At 67.4% G+C, this 19,482-nt stretch carries 24 protein-coding genes and 1 tRNA gene; 10 read left to right on the forward strand and 15 right to left on the reverse strand.

Annotated elements, in window-relative coordinates; translation table 11 throughout:
- The first annotated feature begins 2 nt into the window (after positions 1-2).
- A complete protein-coding gene (locus tag BLR21_RS21475; RefSeq protein WP_090007598.1) occupies positions 3-296 on the forward strand; it encodes a DUF6191 domain-containing protein in 294 nt (97 codons plus the stop codon).
- Between the two features lie 7 nt (positions 297-303).
- On the opposite strand, the gene ispF is transcribed toward BLR21_RS21475, so the two are convergent.
- The 3 genes from ispF to BLR21_RS21490 are packed head-to-tail and all read right to left on the reverse strand — an operon-like array spanning position 304 to position 1,994.
- A complete protein-coding gene (gene ispF / locus BLR21_RS21480) occupies positions 304-771 on the reverse strand; it encodes a 2-C-methyl-D-erythritol 2,4-cyclodiphosphate synthase (RefSeq protein ID WP_090007599.1) in 468 nt (155 codons plus the stop codon).
- The gene (gene ispD / locus BLR21_RS21485) at positions 768-1,460 is read right to left on the reverse strand and encodes a 2-C-methyl-D-erythritol 4-phosphate cytidylyltransferase (protein WP_090007600.1); all 693 of its coding nucleotides are present in this window, start codon (positions 1,458-1,460) and stop codon (positions 768-770) included. Before ispD ends, ispF begins: the two co-directional genes overlap by 4 nt.
- Before the next feature lie 45 nt (positions 1,461-1,505).
- Positions 1,506-1,994, reverse strand: a complete 489-nt coding sequence (locus tag BLR21_RS21490) for a CarD family transcriptional regulator (RefSeq protein ID WP_012782996.1) — start codon at positions 1,992-1,994, stop codon at positions 1,506-1,508.
- Positions 1,995-2,254: 260 nt separating this feature from the next.
- On the opposite strand from BLR21_RS21490, the gene BLR21_RS21495 reads away from it, so the two are divergent.
- The gene (locus BLR21_RS21495) at positions 2,255-2,989 is read left to right on the forward strand and encodes a hypothetical protein (protein WP_090007601.1); all 735 of its coding nucleotides are present in this window, start codon (positions 2,255-2,257) and stop codon (positions 2,987-2,989) included.
- 57 nt (positions 2,990-3,046) lie between these two features.
- Here the strand turns inward: BLR21_RS21495 and BLR21_RS21500 are convergent, their stop codons facing one another.
- Positions 3,047-3,481, reverse strand: coding sequence for a hypothetical protein (locus tag BLR21_RS21500; RefSeq protein ID WP_090007816.1), 435 nt, complete (start codon positions 3,479-3,481; stop codon positions 3,047-3,049).
- A 208-nt stretch (positions 3,482-3,689) separates the two neighbouring features.
- On the opposite strand from BLR21_RS21500, the gene radA reads away from it, so the two are divergent.
- Together radA and BLR21_RS21510 are read left to right on the forward strand one after the other, a co-directional pair.
- The gene (radA, locus tag BLR21_RS21505) at positions 3,690-5,102 is read left to right on the forward strand and encodes a DNA repair protein RadA (RefSeq protein ID WP_090007602.1); all 1,413 of its coding nucleotides are present in this window, start codon (positions 3,690-3,692) and stop codon (positions 5,100-5,102) included.
- Between the two features lie 62 nt (positions 5,103-5,164).
- Positions 5,165-5,698 (forward strand): hypothetical protein, encoded by a 534-nt coding sequence (locus BLR21_RS21510; protein WP_090007603.1) that lies wholly within the window; start codon positions 5,165-5,167, stop codon positions 5,696-5,698.
- A 36-nt stretch (positions 5,699-5,734) separates the two neighbouring features.
- Here BLR21_RS21510 and otsB read toward each other — a convergent pair whose 3' ends face one another.
- The 3 genes from otsB to BLR21_RS21525 form a co-directional block, all read right to left on the reverse strand.
- Complete coding sequence (otsB, locus tag BLR21_RS21515; RefSeq protein ID WP_090007604.1) at positions 5,735-8,266, reverse strand: trehalose-phosphatase; 2,532 nt, start codon at positions 8,264-8,266, stop codon at positions 5,735-5,737.
- A 44-nt stretch (positions 8,267-8,310) separates the two neighbouring features.
- The gene (locus BLR21_RS21520) at positions 8,311-9,744 is read right to left on the reverse strand and encodes an alpha,alpha-trehalose-phosphate synthase (UDP-forming) (protein WP_090007605.1); all 1,434 of its coding nucleotides are present in this window, start codon (positions 9,742-9,744) and stop codon (positions 8,311-8,313) included.
- A gap of 69 nt (positions 9,745-9,813) precedes the next feature.
- The gene (locus tag BLR21_RS21525; protein WP_420843901.1) at positions 9,814-11,028 is read right to left on the reverse strand and encodes a threonine/serine exporter family protein; all 1,215 of its coding nucleotides are present in this window, start codon (positions 11,026-11,028) and stop codon (positions 9,814-9,816) included.
- 388 nt (positions 11,029-11,416) lie between these two features.
- Here BLR21_RS21525 and BLR21_RS21530 point away from each other — a divergent pair.
- The 3 genes from BLR21_RS21530 (at position 11,417) to BLR21_RS21540 (ending at position 12,826) form a co-directional block, all read left to right on the forward strand.
- Positions 11,417-11,489, forward strand: a tRNA-Thr gene (locus BLR21_RS21530).
- A gap of 103 nt (positions 11,490-11,592) precedes the next feature.
- Positions 11,593-12,507 (forward strand): tyrosine-type recombinase/integrase, encoded by a 915-nt coding sequence (locus BLR21_RS21535; RefSeq protein ID WP_176929729.1) that lies wholly within the window; start codon positions 11,593-11,595, stop codon positions 12,505-12,507.
- 49 nt (positions 12,508-12,556) lie between these two features.
- Entirely contained in the window at positions 12,557-12,826 is a 270-nt protein-coding gene (locus BLR21_RS21540; protein ID WP_256334844.1) for a hypothetical protein, read from the forward strand.
- A 55-nt stretch (positions 12,827-12,881) separates the two neighbouring features.
- Here the strand turns inward: BLR21_RS21540 and BLR21_RS21545 are convergent, their stop codons facing one another.
- The 4 genes from BLR21_RS21545 to BLR21_RS21560 are packed head-to-tail and all read right to left on the reverse strand — an operon-like array spanning position 12,882 to position 14,709.
- Complete coding sequence (locus BLR21_RS21545; RefSeq protein ID WP_045311402.1) at positions 12,882-13,076, reverse strand: DUF397 domain-containing protein; 195 nt, start codon at positions 13,074-13,076, stop codon at positions 12,882-12,884.
- Positions 13,077-13,955 carry a helix-turn-helix domain-containing protein gene (locus BLR21_RS21550; RefSeq protein ID WP_090007606.1) on the reverse strand — a complete coding sequence of 293 codons (879 nt, stop codon included), beginning with the start codon at positions 13,953-13,955 and terminating at the stop codon, positions 13,077-13,079.
- Positions 13,956-13,972: 17 nt separating this feature from the next.
- The gene (locus BLR21_RS21555; RefSeq protein WP_090007607.1) at positions 13,973-14,497 is read right to left on the reverse strand and encodes a DUF6879 family protein; all 525 of its coding nucleotides are present in this window, start codon (positions 14,495-14,497) and stop codon (positions 13,973-13,975) included.
- Positions 14,497-14,709 (reverse strand): hypothetical protein, encoded by a 213-nt coding sequence (locus tag BLR21_RS21560; RefSeq protein WP_045311404.1) that lies wholly within the window; start codon positions 14,707-14,709, stop codon positions 14,497-14,499. The genes BLR21_RS21555 and BLR21_RS21560 overlap by 1 nt, the downstream gene beginning before the upstream one ends.
- 1,258 nt (positions 14,710-15,967) lie before the next feature.
- Between BLR21_RS21560 and BLR21_RS21570 the strand changes: the two genes are divergently transcribed.
- From BLR21_RS21570 to BLR21_RS21580, 3 genes are all read left to right on the forward strand, one after another.
- The gene (locus BLR21_RS21570) at positions 15,968-16,993 is read left to right on the forward strand and encodes a radical SAM protein (RefSeq protein ID WP_218130919.1); all 1,026 of its coding nucleotides are present in this window, start codon (positions 15,968-15,970) and stop codon (positions 16,991-16,993) included.
- A gap of 4 nt (positions 16,994-16,997) precedes the next feature.
- Entirely contained in the window at positions 16,998-17,207 is a 210-nt protein-coding gene (locus tag BLR21_RS21575) for a hypothetical protein (RefSeq protein ID WP_090007609.1), read from the forward strand.
- Between the two features lie 108 nt (positions 17,208-17,315).
- The gene (locus tag BLR21_RS21580) at positions 17,316-18,125 is read left to right on the forward strand and encodes a phosphotransferase family protein (protein ID WP_256334845.1); all 810 of its coding nucleotides are present in this window, start codon (positions 17,316-17,318) and stop codon (positions 18,123-18,125) included.
- 54 nt (positions 18,126-18,179) lie between these two features.
- On the opposite strand, the gene BLR21_RS21585 is transcribed toward BLR21_RS21580, so the two are convergent.
- The 4 genes from BLR21_RS21585 to BLR21_RS42635 are packed head-to-tail and all read right to left on the reverse strand — an operon-like array spanning position 18,180 to position 19,471.
- Positions 18,180-18,446, reverse strand: a complete 267-nt coding sequence (locus BLR21_RS21585) for a hypothetical protein (protein ID WP_090007610.1) — start codon at positions 18,444-18,446, stop codon at positions 18,180-18,182.
- Between the two features lie 58 nt (positions 18,447-18,504).
- Complete coding sequence (locus BLR21_RS42630; RefSeq protein ID WP_176929730.1) at positions 18,505-18,642, reverse strand: hypothetical protein; 138 nt, start codon at positions 18,640-18,642, stop codon at positions 18,505-18,507.
- Complete coding sequence (locus tag BLR21_RS21590) at positions 18,639-19,328, reverse strand: peptidoglycan-binding domain-containing protein (protein ID WP_218130920.1); 690 nt, start codon at positions 19,326-19,328, stop codon at positions 18,639-18,641. The genes BLR21_RS42630 and BLR21_RS21590 overlap by 4 nt, the downstream gene beginning before the upstream one ends.
- 2 nt (positions 19,329-19,330) lie before the next feature.
- On the reverse strand, positions 19,331-19,471 hold the full coding sequence (locus tag BLR21_RS42635) for a hypothetical protein (protein WP_176929731.1): 141 nt from the start codon (positions 19,469-19,471) through the stop codon (positions 19,331-19,333).
- Positions 19,472-19,482: the final 11 nt, after the last annotated feature.

Raw genomic sequence — 19,482 nt, forward strand, 5'->3', positions numbered from 1 at the left:
GTATGAGCCTGGGGTTCCTTTTCGCGATGTCGTTACCCGCGTTGGTCGCGGCGTTGTTCTTCCTCGCGGTCATCGAGCGGTTCTTCCGCGGCAGGAAGGGGACGCCGATGTCGACGGCAGGGATCAGCGAGCTCGGCGCCACCTTCGAGGCGGGCAAGCGCGACGAACTGGAGTTCCGCAAGGAGGAACGGCAGCTGCGCGACGACGAGGGCGACCACGCACCGCCGCGCAGCCGGGTGGACCTCGAGGGCGGCACGGCCGTGCTGAAGGTGCCCGCGCAGAGGCAGCCGCGTTAGGCGGTGGTCAGGCCAGGGGGAACAGCAGGGCTGTCGCGATCGCCGCGATGCCCTCGTTTCGCCCGGTGAGACCCAGGCCGTCCGTGGTGGTGCCGGCCACCGAGACCGGGCCGCCGATCGCGTCGGAAAGCGTTTGCTGGGCCTCTTCGCGGCGCTTGCCGATGCGCGGCTCGTTACCGATGACCTGCACTGTGGCGTTTCCCACACGGAAGCCGGCCTCCTCGATGAGGCGACGCACCTCCGTCAGTAGGACCACGCCGTGCGCGCCCGACCAGCGTGGGTCCGACGTGCCGAAGACGGCGCCCAGATCGCCCAGGCCCGCCGCGGACAGCAGCGCGTCGCACAGCGCGTGGGAGGCCACGTCGCCGTCGGAGTGGCCTGCGCACCCGTCGACGCCCTCCCACAGCAGCCCGGCGATCCAGCACTCACGACCCGCTTCGATCGGGTGGACGTCGACGCCCTGGCCGATCCTCACTCCTGGCCTCCGCTGAACAGTGCTTCCGCGACCGCGAGGTCGAACGGCGTGGTGATCTTCATGGCGTGGGGGTGCCCGGGAACGGTGTGGACCGCGACACCGTTCTGCTCTACGAGAGCAGCGTCGTCAGTCGCGGCGATACCGGAGCAATAGGCGGCTTTGAGAGTCTCGGCGCGGAAACCCTGCGGGGTCTGTACGACCCGCAGCGCGGCTCGATCAGGTGTGGAGACGACCACTCCGGCCTCGTCCACCTGCTTGATCGTGTCGGCGACCGGAAGCACCGGGATGACGGCGTCGTACCCGCCGCGCACGGCGGCGACGACACCGGCGATGACCTCGGGAGGGGTGAAGGCACGAGCAGCGTCGTGGACCAGCACGATCGAGGTGTCCGGAATCACGCGGAGCGCGTGTTCGAGGGCGAGCCGCACCGAGTCGGTGCGCTGCGAGCCCCCTGGAAGCACGTGCACCGCCCCGCCGGCCGGGGCCAGCGAGGCGGTTGCGGTGTGCACTTGATCCACATCGGACGGTGGAGCGGCGATGACCACGTGCTGAACCTGGCCTGACTCGAACAGACCCTGCACTGCACGCGTCAACAGCGGTACACCGTTGACCGGCACGAGCGCCTTGGGCATCCCGTAGCCCAGACGCTCACCTCGCCCTGCCGCGGGCACGAGCGCGACAACACTCATGTTCGCGACTTACATCCGATGCTCTTGTTGAGAACTTGTCGAGAACTATGAGGCAGTGGCGAGAACTTCGTCGAGGAGAACCTCGGCCTTGTCCTCGTCGGTGCCCTCGGCCAGCGCCAGCTCGCTGACCAGTATCTGCCGCGCCTTCGCCAGCATCCGCTTCTCGCCGGCGGAAAGCCCGCGATCCTTCTCGCGCCGCCAGAGGTCGCGCACCACTTCCGCAACCTTGTTCACGTCGCCGGAGGCGAGCTTCTCAAGGTTGGCCTTGTACCGCCGAGACCAGTTGGTCGGCTCCTCGGTGTGGGGAGCACGCAAGACCTCGAAAACCTTGTCGAGCCCTTCCTGGCCGACAACGTCACGCACGCCTACGATTTCGGCGTTGTCAGCGGGAACCCGAACGGTGAGGTCGCCCTGCGCTACCTTGAGAACGAGGTACTTCTTCTCCTCGCCCTTGATCACGCGGGTCTCGATTGCTTCGATGAGAGCGGCACCGTGGTGCGGGTAGACGACGGTCTCTCCGACCTTGAAAACCATGTGTCCTCTGCCCCTTTCGATGCCTCCATCCTAACACGTCCAGCAACCCTCCGATTGCTGCTCGAAGATCCGTTAGTGCTGGTCAGGGCCATGCGGGGGGTTGACAAACCACCTGTTCGCGTGCAAGGTACGTCTCATCGAAGATCGACTGGCAGCCCGACGCGGCCTCGATTCGGGTCCCGGTTAGGCTCCTTGCCTGGTGGTTGTTCCCTAGGAAGGACGCTGGAGCCGTGAATTCAGGAGTGTCTCGCCGGTTTATCGTGACGGCAGCGCTGGCCGCTGGCCTCGGCCTGGTGGCGGTCGGCTGCAGCGCCGGTCAGGTCACCCAGACCGACACCCAGGTGGCCGCCGTCGACGGTGCGAGCGGCAACGCCGGCCCGATCGCGGTGCGCAACGCCATGCTCGCCTTCCCCGCGGACGGCAACCGGTACAAGGACGGTGAGGACGTACCGCTGACGTTCGTCATCGCGAACACCGGGTCCACCCCGGACAAGCTGCTGTCGATCAAGTCCGAGGCCTCCGACGCCGAGGCAGAGGTCGTCGGCTCGAAGGACATCCCGGCGCAGTACGCGCTGCGGGCCGAGTACGACGCCTCGAAGGCGCCGGCGAAGACCTCCGCGCCTTCGTCCTCCGCTGCCTCGTCGGTCGCGCCGACCTCGGGTGTTCCGTCGTCGTCCGGCTCGGTGCCGCCGTCGTCCTCGTCTGGCGCGCCTTCGTCCACCGGCTCGGTGCCGCCGTCCTCGGTTGCGTCGTCCGCCGCGTCCTCGACGGGCCGCCCGTCGAACTCCTCCGCCGCGCCGACGGCGGTGGACCCGGATCTTGAGGTGCTGCAGATCCGCTGCACGCTCAAGAACCTGAACCGCGAGGTCGTGGCGGCCCAGACCATCAAGATCACGTTCCTCTTCGAGAAGGCCGGCTCGCTGACGCTGGAGGTGCCCATGGCGCCGTCCGACCACAAGCGCACGAGCGAGAACCACGAGTCGGGCGGCCACTAGCCTTCCGACGCACGAAAACGCCGCCTCCTGACATCAGGGGGCGGCGTTTTCGTGCGTTCAGGAGGCCTGCAGCATCGGGCGGAACTTGTCGCGGTAGGCCCACGCGAGGCCGATCTCGGCGGCGACCACGAGCAGCGCCATCACCATGCCGCTGGGCTCCAGGAAGACGTGGAACAGGAAGATGTTCACGACCATCGGTGCCAGCAGCGCCAGCGCCAGCGGCACGAACCGGCCGACGATCAGCAGGATGCCGGAGAGCAACTGGACGCCGGACGCGAGCTGCAACATGTACCCGGTCGCGTAGAGGGCGCCGCTGAAGGCCACACCTTCGGGTGCCATCGTGCTGGGGTCCGGGGCGGGCATGAACATGATGAAGCCGTTCAGGCCGGTCGTGGCGAAGAGCAGGCCGGTCAGCACGCGGGTGACGACGGTGGCGTAGCGGCCGATGGCGAACTTGCGGGTCTTCGTCGCGGAAGCGGTTGCGGTGCTCACTGTGTCCTCCAGGTGTGTCGTGTCCTTCCACTGATGCGTCGAACGGCCCCCGTGCCGGATCGACACAGACCCTCAGAAATCTTGAGAAGTTTTCCGCGCCCACCCTGACCAGCGATCGCGAGTTCGCGACCGACTTCCCGGCGAACTCGCCGCCGTCTGCGCAGCAGCGGCAAAAATCTTGTCGTACCCGTGCTCTAACGTTCGGCTCGTGGTGAAGACAGCGCGGCCGATCTTCCGTTGTGCCGAGTGCGGGCACGAGGTGGCGAAGTGGTTCGGCCGCTGCCCCGAGTGCCAGGCCTGGGGCAGCATCGAGGAACGAGGCACCGCGCCGGTGACGCGGGTGGTGGCGGGCGCGCCGTCGTCGGTCGCCCGGCCGATCGGCGAGGTCGACATCGAGTCGGCGCGGGCGCTCCCGACGGGCGTCAGCGAGTTCGACCGGGTGCTGGGCGGTGGGCTGGTGCCCGGTGCCGTCGTGCTGCTCGCCGGTGAGCCCGGCGTGGGCAAGTCGACGTTGTTGCTGGAGGCGGCGCACCGGTGGGCCGAGAGCCACGGGCGTTGTCTCTACGTCACGGGTGAGGAGTCGGCGGGGCAGGTGCGGCTGCGCGCGGAACGCACCGGCAACCTCCACGGCGAGATGTACCTGGCGGCCGAGAGCGAGCTCAGCGCGTTGCTCGGGCAGGTCGACGAGGTGAAGCCGTCGATGTTGATCGTCGACTCCATCCAGACCATGTCGACGATGAGTGCCCAGGGCGGGCCCGGAGGCGTGACCCAGGTGCGCGCCGTCGCTTCCGGGCTGATCGCGATGGCCAAGGAACGCGGGCTGCCGATCGTCCTGGTCGGACACGTCACGAAGGACGGATCCGTTGCGGGACCGAGGGTGCTGGAGCACCTGGTCGACGTCGTCCTGCAGTTCGAGGGTGATCGCCACTCCAGTCTGCGGCTGCTGCGCGGCATCAAGAACCGCTATGGCGCGGCGGACGAGGTGGGATGCTTCGAGCTGCGCGACGACGGCATCGCGTGCGTGCCGGACCCGTCCGGGTTGTTCCTCACGCGGCGCGACAAGGCCGTCGAGGGCACCTGCGTCACGGTGATCGTCGAGGGCAAGCGGCCGATGCTCGGCGAGGTGCAGGCGTTGGTGGCGAAGACGAACCTCCCGGCGCCCCGCCGCGCGGTGAGCGGGCTCGACTCCGCGCGGATCGCCATGGCGCTGGCGGTGCTGGAGAAGCGCGGCAAGGTCAACCTGTTCCAGAAGGACGTCTTCACCGCGACCGTGGGCGGCATGCGCCTGGTCGAACCGGCCGCGGACCTCGCCGTGGTGCTGGCGGTGGCGTCGGCGGAACGCGAGATCGCCCTGCCGGCCGACCTGGTGGTGCTCGGCGAGGTGGGGCTGGCCGGTGAGATCCGGCGCGTGAACGGCGTCGGCAAGCGGCTCAGCGAGGCCGCGCGGCTCGGCTTCAAGAAGGCGCTGGTGCCGCCGGACCACGGGCCGCTGCCGGACGGGGTGCGGGCGCTGGTGGCGCACGACCTGGTGTCGGCGCTGGAGGTGCTGGGGCTGAACAGGCGGCACAGCAGCAAGGGCAGCGAGGCCAAGGGCGACGAGAGCGACACCGACGACGACTGAGCCCACCGCGCTCACGAGCGGCCGGGCGCGTGCGGCTGCGCAGGCCGTGATCGAATACGCGGGTGTTGGGGAGACACGACAGCGAGATCGGTGAGTTACTGCGGTTCGCAGCGGCCTTGGTGCCCTCGGAGGTGCAGAGCGCCGACCTGCTCGACTACCTGGACCTCGAGGAGTGGGAGCTGGTCCTCCAGCTGCTGGGGGAGTTCGACGGCCACACCTGGCAGACACCGCGCTACTGGGCCCTGCTGGCCGAGGCGGCGACCGAGATGGACCAGGACGACGCCTGGTTCCAGTGGCGGTGCGTGGAGTCGATCCAAGGCGTGCTGCGGGTCGAGCTGACGCTGGCTGTCGCCGCGGAACCGTTGCAGGCCAGGGGAGAACGTCCGATGTGGGACGTCACGGGCCAGCACCAGCGGGTGGCCGCGCTGTGGATCGAGTCCAAGCCCGTGCTGGGTCCGGGTGAACGCGCCACGGCACGGCTGAGGCCGTTCGTGCCGCCGGCGTGGGCGCATCTCATCCGCGGCGACGTGATCACGTTGCTCGGTGGCTCACCGGGCACCGCGAAGATCATCGAAAAAGTGCCGCCGCGGCCCTGAAAACAGGACCGCGGCGGCGGCGGCAGAACCTCTAAATCACTGCGAAAGCAGCTGGGCGCACCGAATCAACCCGAGGTGCGAGTACGCCTGCGGGTGGTTGCCCAGCGAACGCTCGGCGACCGGGTCGTACTCCTCGGGCAGCAGGCCGGTGGGGCCGGCCGCGTCCACCATCTGCGCGAACAGTTCCTCGGCCTCGTCGCGGCGACCGGTCAGCAGGTACGACTCGATCATCCAGGCGGCGCAGAGATGGAAGCCGCCCTCGTCGCCCGGCAGGCCGTCGTCGCGGTGGTAGCGGTACACGGTCGAGCCGGACCGCAGCTCCGCCTCGATGGCCGTCACCGTCGACTGGAAGCGCTCGTCGGCCGGGTCGATCAGACCCGACAGACCCACGAACAGCGAGGCGGCGTCCAGGTCGTCGCCGTCGTAGGCCGTGGTGAAGGACTGGACCTCGTCGTTCCAGCCGTTCTTGAGCACGTCGTTGGAGATCGTGTCGCGCAGCGGCACCCACGACGGGTCCAGCTCGCGGCCGAACTGCTCGCCGAGCTTGATGGCGCGGTCGATGGTCAGCCAGCACATGACCTTGGAGTACACGTGGTGGCGCGGCGCGTGCCGCTCCTCCCAGATGCCGTGGTCGGGCTCGTGCCAGCGGCGGGAGACGGCCTCGGCCATCGCCTGGACCATCGCCCAGTCGGCGTCCGACAACGCACCGCGCGCGGTGGCCAGGTGCACGACCAGGTCGACGACCGGGCCGAACACGTCGAGCTGCACCTGCTGGTTCGCGAGGTTGCCGACGCGCACGGGACGCGAGCCCGCGTAGCCGGGCAGCGACTCGATGACGGCCTCGGCGCCCAGCTGGGTGCCGTGCAGCGTGTACAGCGGGTGCAGCCGCTCCGGGCCGGGAATGGTCTCCAGGACGCCGTGCAGCCACAGCAGGAAGCCGTCGGCCTCCGCGTACGAGCCCACCGACACCAGCGCGGCGGCGGTCATCGCGCCGTCGCGCAGCCAGCAGTAGCGGTAGTCCCAGTTCCGGACGCCGCCGAGCTCCTCGGGCAGTGACGTGGTGGCCGCCGCCATGATCGAGCCGGAGTCCTTGTGCACCAGGCCGCGCAGCGTCAGTGCCGAACGCAGCACCAGGTCCGTCTGCACGGTCGGCAGGCGAAGGCCCGCCGCCCAGTCCGACCAGTAGCCCGCGGCGCGGTCACGGCGCACGGACTCGGGCTGGGCGTGCTCGGAGAGGTCGTCGGTGCCGCACCGCAGCTCCAGCAACACCGGCGCACCCTCGCGCGGCCGGACCACGGCGCGTGCGGTCTCCTGCACGCCGTCCGAGGTGATCTCCCAGTCGACACCGGGGGAACGCAGCACCATCGGGTCCGACGTGCCGACGATGCGCAGGCCGTCGCGCTCGCGCAGCAGCCGCACCGGCACCTGCCCGAACTCGGGGCGCGGCGCGAACGTGATCACCGCGTTGGTCGAGCCGGAGATCCGCCGGACGAGGTCCGTGCGGTGCGAGGCCAGGTCGTGCTCCAGGTAGTCCGACACCAGGAGCCGCGACCAGCGGGTCTCGACGATCATCGTGCCCGGCAGGTAGCGCTGGCCCAGCGGCAGCGACCCGTGCTCCGGCTTGATCGAGAAGTGACCCGCGGCGGGGCCGCCGAGCAGGTCCGCGAAGATCGCCGCGGAGTCCGGCTCGGGGTGGCACAGCCAGTTGACCTTGGCGTCCGGCGTCACGAGAGCCACGGACCGCTCGTTCGCGAGCATGGTCAGGCGCTCGATCGGCACGGCCTGATCGCCGTGCAGCCACGCGCGGCGCTCCTCCAGGAGGAACGCCAGCACCGTCGCCACGTCGGCGGGATCGGCCACGTAGTGCTGGGCCAGCGACTCACCGGCACCCACGCGGATGCCGAGGTCCGGGCCGTGCAGGCGTTCGAACGCCTTCTCGTCCGTGACGTCGTCGCCCAGGAAGATCGCCGCGGTGGCGCCCACCTGGTGCCGCAGGATGTCGAGGGCGTGGCCCTTGTTGGTCTCGACGACGGCGAGCTCGATGACGGCCTTGCCCTCGGTGACCTGCACACCCTCCCAGGTGCACGGGCCGGAGCGGACGGCGTCGAGCACCGCCGCGCCGATGGCCTCGCTCGCCGCACGGCGGACGTGCACGGCGATCGAGGCGGGCTTCACCTCGAGGTGCACGCCCTCCTGGCCGTCGACGATCTCTTCGAGGTCGGTCTCGATGCGCCGCAGCAACGCCTTGGCGTCGGCGTCCAGCGCGTGCACGAAACCGACGTCGAACTCGGAGCCGTGCGAGCCCACCAGGTGGACCTCGCCCGGCAGGCGGGAAAGGGTGGCCAGGTCGCGCAGCGCGCGACCCGAGATCACGGCCGATGTGGTCTCGTGCAGCGACGCGAGTGAACGCAGCGCGTTCACCGACTCCGGGAGCGGGCGGGCCTGCTCCGGGTCGCTCACGATCGGCGCGAGTGTTCCGTCGTAGTCGCTTGCGACCAGCAGTCGCGGGGTCCTGGCCAGCTGCACGATGGCACGGCGCAGTTCGGCGGGGAGGGCCTCGGCGGTCAACGCCCCTCCTGGAGCACTCGATGGGTCATGGGATCTGAAAGGATTCAGACCGAGGTCTGCGTGCCCAACGCCTCCAGGAACGACCTTGCCCAACGGTCAACGTCGTGGGTGAGGACCTGACGGCGCAGCGCGCGCATCCTACGGCGGCCTTCTGCGGGATCGATGTCGAGGGCGGCCTGCAGTGCGTTCTTGACACCGTCCAGATCATGGGGGTTCACCAGGAACGCACTGGTCAGTTCTGCGGCAGCGCCGGCGAACTCGCTGAGCACCAGAGCTCCACCAAGATCATATCGGCAGGCCACGTACTCCTTGCACACGAGGTTCATACCGTCCCGAACGGGCGTGACGACCATGACGTCCGCCGCGCTCATGAACGCGACGAGCTCCTCGCGGTTCACCGACTGGTGCAGGTAGTGCACGACGGGCTTGCCGACCCGTCCGAACTCACCGTTGATCCGCCCGACCGACTGCTCGATGTCCTGGCGCATCGTCTTGTAGTGGTCGACCCGCTCACGACTGGGTGTCGCGAGCTGGATCATCCCGACGTCCTCCGGGTCCACGCGTCCGTCCGCGATCAGCTCGTACAGAGCGCGGATCCTGACGTCGATGCCCTTCGTGTAGTCGAGGCGGTCCACACCCAGCAGGATGCGCTTCGGGTTGCCGAGATCCTCTCGAATCTGCCTCGCGCGGGCCTGGGTGTCCTTGCGCCGGGCCACCGCGTCGAGGCCCGCGCTGTCGATCGAGATGGGGAACGCGCCGACGCGCACGGTGCGGTCGCCGACCTGCACGACACCTGGCCGGGTCCGGACACCGACGGTGCCGCGGCTGGGCTCCAGGCCGACGAGCCGGCGGGCCAGCCAGAGGAAGTTCTGCGCGCCGCCGGGCCGGTGGAAGCCCACCAGGTCGGCGCCGAGCAGGCCGCGGATGATCTCCGTACGCCACGGGAGCTGCATGAACAGCTCGACCGGCGGGAACGGGATGTGCAGGAAGAAGCCGATCTTGAGGTCGGGCCGCTGCTCGCGCAGCATCGCCGGGACGAGCTGCAGCTGGTAGTCCTGCACCCACACCGTCGCGCCCTGGGCGGCGACCTTCGCGGTCGCGTCGGCGAACCGCTGGTTGACCTTCACGTAGGCGTTCCACCAGTGCCGATGGAACGCGGGCTGCGCCACGACGTCGTGGTAAAGCGGCCAGAGCGTGCCGTTGGAGAAGCCCTCGTAGTAGTCCTCGACCTCCTTGGCCGAGAGCTCGACGGGGTGCAGCAGCAGGCCGTCGTCCTCGAACGGCGGCACCTCGGTGTCCGAGACGCCGGGCCAGCCGACCCAGGCGCCGCTGTGTGAGCGGAGGAACGGTTCGAGCGCGCTCACGAGCCCGCCCGGGCTGTGTTTCCACCGCTCGGTTCCGTCGGGCAAGCGCTCCAGGTCAACCGGCAGCCGGTTGGCCACGACTACGAATTCCGCCCCGTTCTCGCCAATGTCCATGCTCACGAAAACGAGGCTAGTGCGGACCCGTGCTCTCGGCGTGTCGTGTAACCCCCGTCACAGCGAGTTTCACTCCAAACGACGCTTGCTGGGTTTGAGCGGCCCGGACATACGCGGACCTGCGAACTTACGCTCCAAACGCCCCAGTCCGGTACGCACCGGCTGGGCCAGGTACTCGCCGAACACGACACCTCCGGCCAGTGCGAGAGCAATGCCACTCGCGAAGACGAGCGTGCTCAAACCGGCCGGATCGCCCTCGGCGGTGAGCTGGAACAGGCCTCGGTAGGTGGTCCAGCCGGGCAGCAGCGGGACCACGCCGGCCTGGACGACGACGAGCGTCGGGATGCGCAACCGGCGGGTCATCGTGGCGCCGCCGAACCCGGTGATCGCGGCCGCCACGGCGGAACTCAGCAGCGCGTCGAGGCCGAGACTCGTCATGAGGCCGTACGCGGCCGTGCCGATCGCGCCGGAGATGGCGGCGGCGACGAGCGCGCGTGGCCGTGCGTAACAGGCGAGTGCGAAGAACGCACTGGTCGCCGCTCCGGCCGCGAACTGCATCGGCACCGCGGAGATCAGGGCGGGCAACGGGTCACTGAGCCGGATGTCCAGTCCGAAGTGGACGGCCGCGCGGATCGCCAGCGCGACACCGGCGATCAGGCCGGCGCTGAGCAGCACGGTCTCGACCGTGCGGCCCGCGGCGGTGACGTTGTAGCCGGAGATCGCGTCCTGCACGGTGCTGACCAGTGCGAGCCCGGACAGCAGCACCACGATGCCGACGGCCACGAGCAGACTCGGCCGCACCGGCAGCAAGCCGGTCGAGTAGATCGCCAGTGCGGCAGCCGTGCCGAGCGCGCCGCCGACGAGTTGCTGGAAGAAGAACGGCAGGTTGCGGCGGTTGAGGATGCGGCCGACCCGGTCGACCACCGCCGTGATGACCGCGGCGGTGAGCGCGAGCACGAGCCCGCCGCCCACGAGGAACGCGACCGCGGCCGCCATTCCGCCCCATGCCACGGTGGCGATCCAGCGCGGGTACGGGTGCTTGGCGTTCGTGATGTCTTCGAGCCGTGCGTGGGCTTCTTCGATCGGCCCCAGATTGCGCACCAGCTGTTCGACATCGGCGAGCCGCGTGTAGTCGAGACCGCGCTGCCGGACGACGCGAATCGACGTGATCGGCAACGCCTCCGTGCCGCGATGACACGACACGCTGATCGAGGTGTAGATCACGTCGACTTCGGTGTGCGGGAGTCCATAGCTCTCGGTGACCGAGAGAATCGTGGCTGTCACATCGGCCGCACCGGCCCCACTGGCCATTTGGACCTCACCGATCTTGAGGGCGAGATCGAGTACCAGGTGAACCGTGGTGTCATCGGGCAGAGCCGGGCCATGCAGGCTGTTAGTGGAAATCTTGGGCACCTCCGTCGTGTGATCGTGACAGGGCCTTCGACTGTTGCTGTGTCGTCTGCCACCTCCGATCGGGCGACCCGAAAAGGAGGACATGATCACTGTCTGTTGGTTACCCTCCTGACCTGGTCAAGGCGGTCATCGCGACGCACTGATCCACTCGGTTGGTTGGTCTGACTCCTGTCGGAGCAATCCGATCACACTGAGAGCAGACCGTTCGCCGCAGGTAGCACCCGCAACGGGCGCTTACGATGTTCGCGAACACTGGCCGGCCGGCGTAGCTCAATTGGCAGAGCACTCGCCTTGTAAGCGAAAGGTTAGGGGTTCGATTCCCCTCGCCGGCTCAACTCGCTCCCTGACCAGCAACGACGGTTGGTCAGGGAGCACTCTCGCTCAAGGTGCTTCCAAGCACAGCGCTCAGTGACACTCCGCTTGGAGGGTTTGAGCGTGACGAAGTCGATCATCTTCCCCGCTGGTGGCTGGGGACTCCACGCGCGTGGATGGCACCGCGCACTGAAGGCTCAGAACAAGTCCGACAACACGATCCGTATCTACATCTATGCGGTGCGTCAGCTCGGAGAGTGGGCCTGCTCGCAAGCCGAGCCGTTCGAGGCTGACGAGACCACGCCGGACCACATCAACCAATTCATCGCTGCTCTGATCGAGAAGACGTCGGCGCCGAACGGGCACACCAACTACCGAGCCTTGCGGACGTTCTTCAAGTGGATGGTCGAGTCCGAAGAAGAGATGGACCGTTCGCCGATGGACCGCACGAAGGCTCCTGACCTGCCTGAGCAGCCCGTGCCGATCGTCACCGATGGAGGCATGACGGAACTGCTGAACGTCTGCAAGGGCAAGGACTTCGAATCGGTCAGGGATACCGCAATCATCCGGCTGTACTTCGACACGGCCGCTCGACTCTCCGAAGCGGTGATCAACCTCGACGACCTCGACCTCGATGTCGACGTGATTCGCGTACTTGGCAAGGGACGCAGGCATCGAACGATCCCGTTCGGTCCCAAGACCGGTACGGCGATCACCCGGTATCTGAAAGCGCGTGCCAAGCACAAGCACGCGGGCAAGCCCGACCTGTGGCTCGGCTTGCGCGGGCCGATGACTGCGGACGGAATCAAGCAAATGATCAAACGTCGCGGTCAGCAGGCGGGGATCGGCAACATGTTCGCGCATAGGCTGCGACACACCTTCGCGCACACCTGGCAACTCAAGGGCGGAAACGAAACGGACCTCATGAGGATTATGGGGTGGAAGTCGGATCAAATGTTGCGACGCTACGGAGCCAGTGCAGCAGACGAGCGGGCGCACTCGTCTCACCGCTCGATGGGGCTCGGCGATCGGGTCTAGCCGGAAGTAGTGAGCTACCTAGGTGACACAGGTGCGCTGTGCTGATGCAGTGAGTGAGGAACTGACACCAGCACAGCGCACCTTGCGCGCCAAGCTCGGCGCCTACACGTCGTGGGCCAACACGACAAACCGTACGGCTCGCACCGACGCAGCCCGGAAGGCAGCTAAGAACCGGTTTCGGGTCCTGGCAGACCCTGACGGCGTGCTGCCGCCTGAGATGGTCGAGGAGCGCGCACAGGCTCTTGAACGCGAGCACTACACGCGGATGGCCTTCCTCAGTGCGAGATCGCGCCAGAGGGGCTCTCAGGCCGACGCGTGATGGCGGCCTGGCCGATGAAGCGACCCGCCGAGCCTCGACGAACTCGGCGGGCGCGTCAGGCAGAGGTCGACTTCGTGATGCTGGGGGATGCGACGAAACAGGCCCAAGCAGAACGATTGAAGGGCACCGTTGCTAGCTCTGGGTCGGTGGAATCGCGCACGAGCACGCCAGAGGTACCGAACCCGACCTCGACGCACGCCTCGGGATTCCCGCCGCTGTAACTCGACTTCTTGAACTGCACATGGTCCATCTAGCTGGTTACCTCCTGTGGCGAGACGCTGACAGCCGTGGCGGCGGCTGCTGCGGCTTCCGAGCAACGAACGAGGATCTTGCGAGCCTCGTCGCCCTCCGCCGCCACGGTCCACAACTCGTCCATAAGACGGTTGTAGGTCTCGATGTCGGAGGGCGTCTCGGTGTTGATCTCCGTATCGACGGTCTCAATCAGCACCCTCTCGCCGACGATCCAGAAGCCATTAGGCGGCACGACCGGGAGGCGGGTGCCCAACGGGATGATCCCGAACCGTGGTCGAAGACCGAGCAACGCGAGCAATCGGTCGATCTGCGCGACCATCACGGTTGGTGGGCAAACGTAATAGAGCAGAGCCGACTCGCAGATGAGTAGCTCGATTTCTTTCGCGTTGTCGTACAGAGCGTGCTGCCGCTCCATACGGATGCTGAGCGCCTCTTCGGTGTCGATGGGCACTTGCTGGAACGCGGCGGCGGTGTCGAAGACGTGGCGCGCGTACTCGGCGATCTGCACGAGCCCCGGCACGATGACCAACTCGAACACTCGGATGCGTCTTGCCGATGCCTCGACATGCTTGCTGTAGGTCTGTCTGGCGCTGTGTCCCTTACGTAGCTGGGTCTTCCATGACGCCTCGTCCATGACGATGCCGCGCAGCCACGAGCGCATGTGCTCGACCTCAGAAGCCGATGCCCCCGCCCCGGTCATCCAGGCGAGGACATCGGCGTCAGTGGGAGGTTGCCGCTTGTTCTCGATCTTCGAGACCTTTGTCGCACCCCAACCGAGCCGAGCGGCGAAGTCCTTGCCGTTCAGCTTGGCGACCTCGACCCGCACTCGCTTAAGTTCATCGGCGAACTCGGCGCGGCGCTCCTCTGGCGTGCTCACGGGCTCCTCGTGGGTGGCTAGGTCTTGACGAAATCCTCGTACGAGACTGCCTCAACGCAAGCAATCTTGCGCCATTGCTCGTACCGCGCCACCGTAGCGGGTTCGGTCACGATCTCCGCGCCTATGAGGCCTTGTGCCCCGTAGTGGAGTACCGCGACCTTCACCCGATCGAAGATCCAGAAGTCGTGCTCTGGTAGCCCGAGGCGCGACGCCGCAGCCTGCGTGAGCAGCCAGATTTCCTCCCCGGCTGCGAGGTTGGCTGGGGTCACCTCCATCTGCCAACGCAGGTACTCCGTCAACGGCTCGGTGAGCATCCGAACGCGTTGGAATACCTTGCCGCTCTCGGTCGCAGCCCGGATCTCGTCGAGCCAGGGGCGCAGCCAGTCGAGGTCTTGAAGGACGGGAACGCCATCCCGCCATCGTTGCCAGGGCTCGACTTCATCAGGCTGGTTGTAGGTTCCCTGCGCCTCCCACCGCCATGCCGAACTGTCGAACTCGCGGAACAGTGCGCTGAACGCCTCGCCGCTGATCAGTTCAGGCATTACACGCCCTGCGGGGCGAACTTCAGCAGCTCGACCGGGACCTCGACGAGCATCTCTCCATCGGGCAACCCGCCCTCGCGGGCTTGAGCCGTCGCGATGGCCTCGGGGTCGGTGACGACGTACCCCTGCACGACGGCGGTACCACGGTCAGTCAGGAACAAGGTCGGGCAGGACCCGCTGTTGCTGGTCGTGCCGAGGAACTCCAGTTTCATGTCTCCTCCAGAGATTGCGCGCTTGCTTGCATCCTGTTGCGCAATCTCTCTCTGAGTCAACGCCATACCGAGTGACCTCGTGCTTTGGTTGCTGCTCTGAGTAGTCATCACGTAAGCCAACTGGGGCAAGTATGCGCAAGATTGCTCGGATTGCTTGCATTCGATCAGTCGGTTCGGGATGGTGAGCAAGCGGGACCGGCGACGGGAACACGGACGCGGTCGCCGGTTCCGCTTCCACCGACGCAGTGGCCTGCGCCGGCAGTGACGCACGCCAAGCGAAGGAAACCGCGGTGACTTCGAACGGAAGTGTCGGACGCCTCCGGGCTGTCGGCTTCGACGTCTTGCCCCTGCTTGATCGAGACGGCGTCGACCACGCGTTGCAGTTCTGGCGCTGGGACCCGAACCGGCTGTACCTCGACGTTGTCGCCGTCTTTCACGATGACTACGCGGTTGCGACGCGCCTGCCTCCGCAGCGGGCGTGGGAAAGCCCCTTCACGCCGACGGCCGGGGGGCCTGTTCGCCCGATGCCACTCGAACCACTCGCCGCTGCGTTCGAACAGCGCTTCCTGTGGACCCCTCCAGGTGACCACTTGAGGTAGTGGCAGTGATGGAACCCCAACTACGCAAGGAGATCGACGTGTTCGGTGATGCTCTGCTCTTTACCGCTGTGTACGTGCTCGGCGTGTTGTCGGTGGCCGCACTCATTCTTTGGTGGGTCGTCACCGGGGCGTACGGGCGGCACGCCGGGGCAAGGAACGAGGCGGTTTCTGTTGGAGCCCTGGAAGACAGGATTAGGGCTGAGGTACAGGTGTTGGTCGATACGACCCGACCAATCTCTCCAGAGCGACTGTTCCCGAGACTGCCTGAGCCGCCGCGAGAACCTCCAGCATCAGTGTGGACGCTGCCTGAACTGGTTGCGGCGTAGGACATGGCTGCCAAGCTCCGCGCTGCCGACGATCGCTGGCATAGCGCGTCAATCCGCACCGGTGATCTGCACCGAGCACGGTCGATCAGTGGTCGGGAAGTCACCCCACTGTGTGACCGCGAGCCGTTCGTGCCGACCGTCTCGCCGAAAGAGCCGACCGATCCAGACCACGCGTGTCCTGACTGCATTGCGGCCCAACGTGGTCGAGGTGCAGGGAACTCCTAGCGCCCACATCGGGGGACATTGATGCACACGCTCATCGCGAGTCCGTTTCTGACTGACTTCGTTGTGGTGAAACCAGATGAACAGGGGGCAGTCCAAATCGGCTCCGACTTGTTCGACGAGTTGCTCGTCGCGTCGTCACGCCCGGACGCCTCTTGCCCACAGTGGCTCGTTGACGCAGCTCGTAAGCGCTGGGACCTCGATCTCACATGTGGTCCGCTCGCGCAGTCGGTCAAGGTGCGCGAGCCGTCGCCACTTGGGTACGGCCGCGCGTCCTACGAGGTGAACCTCGGCTGCAACTACAAGTGCCCGCACTGCTACCTCGGAACGAAGACGTTCGAGGGACTCGCCTGGTCCGAGCGCGAGCAGATGCTGCACACGGTCCGTGACTCCGGGGCACTGTGGTTCCAGATCACCGGCGGCGAACCGACGGTCGACAAGCTGTTCCCGCAGGTCTACACGACCGCTTGGGACTTCGGGATGATGATCACCCTGTCGACCAACGGGTCTGCCCTGCACGCGCCTCGGATTCTCGACCTGCTGACCGAACGGCGTCCGTATCGGATCACCGTGAGTGTCTATGGCGCGAGCGCGAGTGTGTACGACGAGGTCACTCAACGGTCCGGCTCGCATGAGCTGTTCAGGAAGGGCATCAAGGCAGCGCACGAGAACGGGCTGCCGCTGCGCTTCAACCTCGTGATGACGGATCGGAACGCCCACGAACTCGACGAGATGAAGGCGTTTGCCGAGGACCTCGGCGTCTCGTACCACGTGTACTCGAAGATTTCGCCCACGATCTACGGCGGCGCGGAAACGCTGCCGTCGCAGTCGTCCGAGTTCCTGCACACTCGCAAGCCGTTCACCGGGTGCGGTGCTGGACACACGCACTTTCACGTGGACCCGTTCGGCCTGGCGAGCATTTGCAAGGTCGGGCGCGACGCGCAGTTCTCGCTCGTCGAGAAGGGCCTCGATGCGCTGCGAGAACTCGCCGGAGTCGCCGACTCGCTGATGGGGCGTACCGGCGGCTGCTCCGGCTGCAAGTTGTCGGGGAGCTGCTTCACCTGCCGTCCTCTGGCGAAGCTGTACCAGACGGCGAACGCCCCCCTTGAGCGCTACTGCCAACATGGGGGGAGGTGAACACATGTCCGTGGTGATGCTCGAACTGCTGCCTCCCTCGGCTGCTCCCGACCGCGAGGTCGACGAGACGCAGGAGGAGGAAAGGCAGGCGGCGGCACAGATGCCCGTCGCACCGCGCGTCGCACCTGACGCCGTCGTGATGCTCGACGACGTCGAGGTGCTCGGCGCATACGCGCGCTGCAACTGCGAAGCATCGGACGACAACCCGTACTGATCGGGTAGTCGCCAAACCGGGTGGCCGGACGCGCGTTGCGTCCGGCCACCCTTTGTCATGTCGGCTAGCCTCGCCCCGTTCACGGGCGAACGACGATGGTTGAGGATCATGCAAGAACGCATCGAGTGGGACAGCCTTCCCGCCGGTCTGCGCAACGCGATCGGTGAGCAGGCCGGGCAGATCACAGCGGCTCGCACTCTCTCGCAGGGGATGAACTCAGCTCTCGCCGCTGTGCTGGACACCGTCGGCGGGCAGGTGTTCGTCAAGGGCATCCGCACCGATCACCCTGGTGTCGTTGCGCAGCAACGGGAAGCGACGATCAATCCGCACGTGCGGCCACTCGCCCCCGCCCTGTTGTGGCGGCTCGATGACGCCGACGGCTGGGACGTGCTCGCGTTCGAGTACGTCGAGGGACGTCACCCGAGCTACGCCCCCGGCTCGCCGGATCTCCCGGCCGTCCTGGCGGCCGTCGACACTCTGGCGTCGCTTCCGTTGCCGGACCTGCCGCTGAAGGACGCACGCCAAAGGTGGAGCCGGTACCTCGACGCAGCCGAGGCCGAGCAGCTCGGCGGCGAGACGCTGCTGCACACCGACTACAACCCGGACAACATCCTGATCCCTCAGAACGGCGCGGCCCGGATGATCGACTGGGCGTGGCCGACGCGTGGAGCCGCATGGATCGACCCGTGCTGTCTCGCGCTCCGGCTGATTGCTGCCGGACACTCTGCCGCAGAGGCCGAGCAACTCGTGAGCCGCACGCGCGCATGGGCTTCTGCGCCTCGAACGGCGGTCGGCGTGTTCGCCCGTGCCAACGTAGACATGTGGACCGACATCGCAGCCAGTGACCCGCAGCCGTGGAAACAGCGCATGGCGGACGCTGCTCGCCAGTGGGCCGACGGACAGCTCGCCTCGGCCTGACCCTGAACACGAGAGAAACGCCCCGCGCCCATGATGGGCGCGGGGCGTTCGTCGTTACGGGGTCTCGTGCTTGCCGAGGTAGCTCGGCGGCTGTGCGGAGCCGAGCAGGATGCGAGTCAGCCAGTCGGGGAGGCTCGCCTCGATCTTCCGCAGCAGCGGGTACACGACGCTGAGCACGATCGGCAGCACGACGAGGTTGGTCGCGTTGCCGAGTGCATCGGTGAGGTAGGCCGGTGCGCCGATGCTCACCAGGCCGGTGATGAGTGCGGCCCACGCGCCGGGTACGACGGTGCGAAGCCACGCGATGACGTTGTCGGACATGGTCCTCCTGTTGCGGTTTGGGTTCGCCGAGCGCGAACGTGAGCTCGGCGGTTTCGGGTCAGTCGCGGTGCGCGAGTTCTTCCTCGGCTGCGCGAATCAACTCCTCGATCTCGCCGACACGGCGCCAGGCGTGCGCGCCGAGCAGCACGAGGACCAGGGCGAAAGCGGCGATGACCGCGGTGCGCACGGCGGTCATCCGCCGAGCAGTCGGCGCCACGTTGCCGGCCCGACAACGCCGTCGACGGCGAGCCCGGCGCGGCTCTGCATGTAGCGCACGCGAGCGTCGGTGAGCGGCCCGAAATCGCCGTCGACGTCGAGCGCGGGCAGGCTCGGATACCAGGCGTTGAGGATGCGCTGCACCTCGCGCACCACCGAACCGGTCGAGCCCCGGCGGATCGTTGGCCGCTGACCGGGCGTCGGTGGCGTCGGTGCACCACCACCGCCACCACCGCCGAGAACCTGCTGCACGCCTTGCGCGGTGAGCGTGCGCGCGGAGTTCCACGAGAGTTCGACGTGCAGGTGATCGTGGTGCGGGTGAGTGCCGCTGTACGGGCGCCACCCGGCATCGGGGTAGGAGCCGGACCAGATGCGCCGGTTGTAGATGACGCACTGCACACCCAGCTCGGCCGAGCTGTTGATCAGCTTGCCGGCGAGCACCTGCGCCCATCCGGCGCCGACGGGCACGCCGAGGTCGGTCGCGCGGCCCTCGCCGTGCAGGCTGGTCGTGTTGCTGCCGGGAATCGTCGCGCAGTTGTAGATGCCGAGGTTGTAGCCGCCCTGCTTACCGTAGGCGCCGAGGAGCCACGCCATGAGCGACTGCGCGCCGCTGGTGGGTCCTCCGGTGCAGGACCTCGCTCCCTCGTATCCCCTGTAGATGCCCATGTTCAGGCCTCCTCGGTGACGGGGGTGGCGTCGGCGAACGGTTCGACGTAGTCGGCGTGCGCCGGGTCGGTGATCGGTTCGGGCGTGACGTCGGGTGCGTCGTGGCCGACGACGTCGCCGGTGTCGGGGGTCGGTGCGGTCATGCGTTCCTCTC

It is taken from the genome of Lentzea albidocapillata subsp. violacea (genome assembly GCF_900100275.1).
GTDB classification, from domain to species: Bacteria; Actinomycetota; Actinomycetes; order Mycobacteriales; family Pseudonocardiaceae; genus Lentzea; species Lentzea violacea.